The following is a 4,162-nucleotide window of genomic DNA, read 5'->3' on the forward strand; positions in this document are numbered from 1 at the left end:
GCCGCGCAGCCCAACCGCTCGCGCTGGCTCGGGCCGATCGCCGGCCTCGCGGCCGGTCTCGGCATCGCGGCGCTGCTGTCCCACTTCGGCCTCGGCGGCGCGTTTGCCAGCATGATGTCGAACCTGATCGTGATCGCGCTGCTGGCGGCAATCGGCATCTGGCTGATCCGCAAGTTCATGAACCGCCGCCGTTCGAACGAGCCCGCGTACTCGGTGGGCAGCTCGGCGTCGGCGTCGGGCAATTACTCGCAGGGCCAGTCGTTCCAGGCCGGCAACGGCAGCAGCTATGCGAACGAGGCGCAGGGCGTGTTCGGCGGCGGTGCGGCAGCGGGCGCAGCGGCTGCGCCGCTGCAGGTGCCGGCCGGCTTCGACACCGAGGCGTTCCTGCGCAGCGCGAAGGTCTACTTCGTGCGCTTGCAGGCCGCGTGGGACCAGGGCAACCTCGCTGACATCCGCGAATTCACGACGCCGGAAATGTTCGCCGAGATCAAGATCGATCTCGACGCGCGCGGCAACGAGGCGAACCAGACCGACGTCGTGCAGCTCGACGCCGAGCTGGTCGCGATCGAGGACCGCGGCATCGAGCAGTCGGCGAGCGTCCGTTTCCACGGGCTGATCCGCGAAGCGGCCAGCGCGCCGGCCGCACCGTTCGACGAAGTGTGGAACCTGACGAAGTCGGGCGGCCACGGCTGGTTGCTCGCGGGCATCCAGCAGCTCAATACGCATTGAGCGCCGGGCCAGCCGGTCAGCGGGGCCTGCCGGCCAGCCGTCCCGGGCGGCCCCGCTGCGACCGCTTGCCGCTCGGGCATGCGGTCTGACGCGGGCGCCGGCCGATCCGACGTTACAATAGAAACCCGCGTGGGCGTCCGGCCCGCGCGGGTTTTTTCTTTCCCAGCCCGATGACCTTTGCCGCCAAGCCTTTTGCTGCTGCTGTCAATCATCTGCTCGCGCGTGAATCCTGGGCGCGTGACCGCCTGATTCCCTACGCGGGCAAGACCGCCCGTCTCGACGTGCCGCCCGTCACGCTCACGCTGCTGGTGCAGCCGGACGGCTATCTTTCCGCAGTCGATGCGCAGGACGCGCAGCAGGTCGACGTGTCGATCGCGCTTGCCGGCGATACCGTCGCGATGTTCCTGCAGGGCGGACAGGCCGCCGTGATGAAGCACGTGAAGATCGAAGGCGACGCAGAGTTCGCGACGCAGATCGCGAAACTGGCCGAGCATTTGCGCTGGGAACCGGAAGAAGATCTCGCGAAGCTGGTCGGCGACGCGGCGGCTTACCGGATCGCGACGGTCGTGCGCGACGCCGGTGCCCGCGCACGCCGCGCCGGCCGCAATATGCTCGATTCTGTCGCCGAGTATTGGCTCGACGAGAACCCGCAAGTCGTCCGGCGTGCGTCGCTCGCGGGCTTCGACGCCGAACTGGCGCGCGCGCGCGACGCGCTCGCCCGCGTCGAGAAGCGGATCGAGCGACTCGAACAAAAAACTGGCGTACGCGCGGGCGGCAGCCCGCGCGGCACGCACTGAGGGCCGCCGGGCATGCGTATTTTCCGTTTCATCAAAATTCTCTACACCGTCATCCGCTTCGGCCTCGACGAGGTGATGCTGTCCCGGATCGATGACCGCCGCGTGAAGCTGCTGCTGCGGATCACGACGATCGGCCGCCGCTATTCCGATCCGCCGGCGGTGCGGCTGCGCCGCGCGCTCGAAAGCCTCGGCCCGATCTTCGTGAAGTTCGGCCAGGTGCTGTCGACGCGCCGCGACCTGCTGTCGGTCGATTTCGCGAACGAACTGGCCAAGCTGCAGGACCAGGTGCCGCCGTTCGAGTCGTCGGTCGCGATCGAGCTGATCGAGAAGGCGCTCGGCGCGCCGGTCGACGAGCTGTTCGACGAATTCGAGCGCGAGCCGGTCGCGAGCGCGTCGATCGCGCAGGTGCATTTCGCGAAGCTCAAGCTCGGCGCGCACGCGGGCAAGGCGGTCGCGGTGAAGGTGCTGCGCCCGAACATGCTGCCCGTGATCGATTCCGATCTCGCGCTGATGCGTGACATCGCGACGTGGACCGAGCGCGTGTGGGCCGACGGCCGGCGCCTGAAGCCGCGCGAGGTCGTCGCCGAATTCGACAAATACCTGCACGACGAGCTGGACCTGATGCGCGAAGCGGCGAACGGCAGCCAGCTGCGCCGCAACTTCGCGGGCCTCGACCTGCTGCTCGTGCCGGAAATGTTCTGGGATTTCTCGACGTCGACCGTGCTCGTGATGGAGCGCATGTCGGGGGTGCCGATCAGCCAGGTCGAGACGCTGCGCACCGCGGGCGTCGACATCAAGAAGCTCGCGCGCGAAGGCGTCGAGATCTTCTTCACGCAGGTGTTCCGCGACGGTTTCTTCCACGCGGACATGCACCCCGGCAACATCCAGGTGAGCCTCGACCCGACCACGTTCGGCCGCTACGTCGCGCTCGATTTCGGGATCGTCGGCGCGCTGTCCGATTTCGACAAGAACTACCTCGCGCAGAACTTCCTCGCGTTCTTCAAGCGCGACTATCACCGCGTCGCGACGCTGCACCTCGAGTCGGGCTGGGTGCCGCCGGACACGCGCGTCGAGGAGCTCGAAAGCGCGATCCGCGCGGTGTGCGAGCCCTATTTCGACCGCGCGCTGAAGGACATCTCGCTCGGCCAGGTGCTGATGCGCCTGTTCTCGACGTCGCGCCGCTTCAACGTCGAGATCCAGCCGCAGCTCGTGCTGTTGCAGAAGACGATGCTGAACGTCGAGGGGCTCGGCCGCTCGCTCGATCCTGAACTCGACCTGTGGAAGACCGCGAAGCCGTACCTCGAGCGCTGGATGACCGAGCAGATCGGCCTGCGCGGCTGGTACGAGCGCTTCAAGGTCGAGGCGCCGCAATGGAGCAAGACGCTGCCGCAGCTGCCGCGCCTGATCCATCATGCGATCGCCGCGCGCCACGACGCGCCGCGCGCCGCGAGCGAGGAGCTGATGCGGCAGATCCTGGTCGAGCAGAAGCGCACCAACCGGCTGCTGCAGGCGTTGCTGATCTTCGGCCTGGCGGTGGGCGTCGGCGCGCTCGTCGCGCGCGTGCTGCTCGCGGTGGCGTACGGCGCCTGACGGAAACGAAGGAGGCATGGCGATGTCCGATCCGACTCGCGAGAACGCACCGGCCGCACCGGCCGTGCCAGGCGCTACGGATTTTTCGACGCGCGACCCGGGCGACGCGTCGTTCTGGGATGAGCGCTTCGCGCGCGGCATGACGCCGTGGGAATTCGGCGGCGTGCCCGACGGCTTTCGCGCGTTCGCGAGCCGGCGCGGCGCGAGCGCGGTGCTCGCGGTGCTGATTCCCGGCTGCGGCAGCGCGCAGGAAGCGGGCTGGCTCGCGCAGGCCGGCTGGCCCGTGCGCGCGATCGATTTTGCCGCGCAGGCGGTCGCGGCTGCGCAGGCGCAGCTCGGCGCGCACGCGGACATCGTCGAGCAGGCGGATTTCTTCGCGTATGCGCCGCCGTTCCCGGTGCAGTGGGTGTACGAGCGGGCGTTCCTGTGCGCGCTGCCGCGCGACCGGCGCGCCGATTACGCGGCGAAGATGGCCGCGCTGCTGCCGGCAGGCGGCGTGCTGGCCGGCTATTTCTTTATCGGCGCGACGCCGAAGGGGCCGCCGTTCGGCATCGACCGCGCGGAACTCGACGCGCTGCTCGCGCCGTACTTCGAGCTGGTCGAGGATCTGCCGGTCGCCGATTCGCTGCCGGTGTTCGAGGGGCGCGAGCGCTGGCTCACGTGGCGCCGCCGCTGATGCCGGCACTGAGGTTGGCACAGCGCGGCAGTTGCCGGAGTGCGCCGGGGTTTCGGATATAATTCAAGGTTTTGCAAGCCGTTTCCAGTTTCTGCGGGAAAAAATATCATGCCGATCTACGCCTATCGATGCGAAGCGTGCGGTTTCGCGAAGGATGTGCTCCAGAAGATGAGCGACGCGCCGCTGTCGCAATGTCCCGAATGCGGGAAGGATGCATTTCGCAAGCAGGTGACTGCTGCGGGTTTCCAGCTGAAGGGTTCTGGTTGGTATGTCACCGATTTCCGCGGCGGCTCGGGCGGCACCAGCGCACCAGCCACCGCAACCGCGTCGGGCGACGCGGCGCCGGCTGCAGCGGCGACAGGCGCGACGT

5 protein-coding genes are annotated in these 4,162 nt (G+C 68.3%); all 5 read left to right on the top strand.

Features of this window, described 5'->3' with window-relative positions; all coding sequences use genetic code 11:
* Window positions 1-729, top strand: a 729-nt coding sequence (locus G3N94_RS40150) for a TIM44-like domain-containing protein (protein ID WP_205799727.1), incomplete at its 5' end; no start/stop codon positions are given.
* A 170-nt stretch (window positions 730-899) separates the two neighbouring features.
* Window positions 900-1,526, top strand: a complete 627-nt coding sequence (locus G3N94_RS40155) for an SCP2 sterol-binding domain-containing protein (RefSeq protein WP_205799728.1) — start codon at window positions 900-902, stop codon at window positions 1,524-1,526.
* A 12-nt stretch (window positions 1,527-1,538) separates the two neighbouring features.
* Window positions 1,539-3,116: a ubiquinone biosynthesis regulatory protein kinase UbiB gene (gene ubiB / locus G3N94_RS40160; RefSeq protein WP_205799729.1), complete on the top strand. Its 1,578-nt coding sequence runs from the start codon at window positions 1,539-1,541 to the stop codon at window positions 3,114-3,116.
* Between the two features lie 22 nt (window positions 3,117-3,138).
* Window positions 3,139-3,792, top strand: a complete 654-nt coding sequence (locus G3N94_RS40165; RefSeq protein ID WP_205799730.1) for an SAM-dependent methyltransferase — start codon at window positions 3,139-3,141, stop codon at window positions 3,790-3,792.
* Between the two features lie 108 nt (window positions 3,793-3,900).
* The coding region (locus G3N94_RS40170) for an FmdB family zinc ribbon protein (protein WP_205799731.1) at window positions 3,901-4,162 on the top strand (262 nt) is incomplete at its 3' end.

The organism is Burkholderia sp. Ac-20353 (genome assembly GCF_017104785.1).
In the GTDB taxonomy this organism is placed as follows: domain Bacteria; phylum Pseudomonadota; class Gammaproteobacteria; order Burkholderiales; family Burkholderiaceae; genus Burkholderia.

Excerpts from the sequence above, each read along its gene's own strand:
- G3N94_RS40155 (WP_205799728.1), top strand. The coding sequence starts at position 900 with ATGACCTTTGCCGCCAAGCCTTTTGCTGCTGCTGTCAATCATCTGCTC.
- ubiB (WP_205799729.1), top strand. The coding sequence starts at position 1,539 with ATGCGTATTTTCCGTTTCATCAAAATTCTCTACACCGTCATCCGCTTC.
- G3N94_RS40165 (WP_205799730.1), top strand. The coding sequence starts at position 3,139 with ATGTCCGATCCGACTCGCGAGAACGCACCGGCCGCACCGGCCGTGCCA.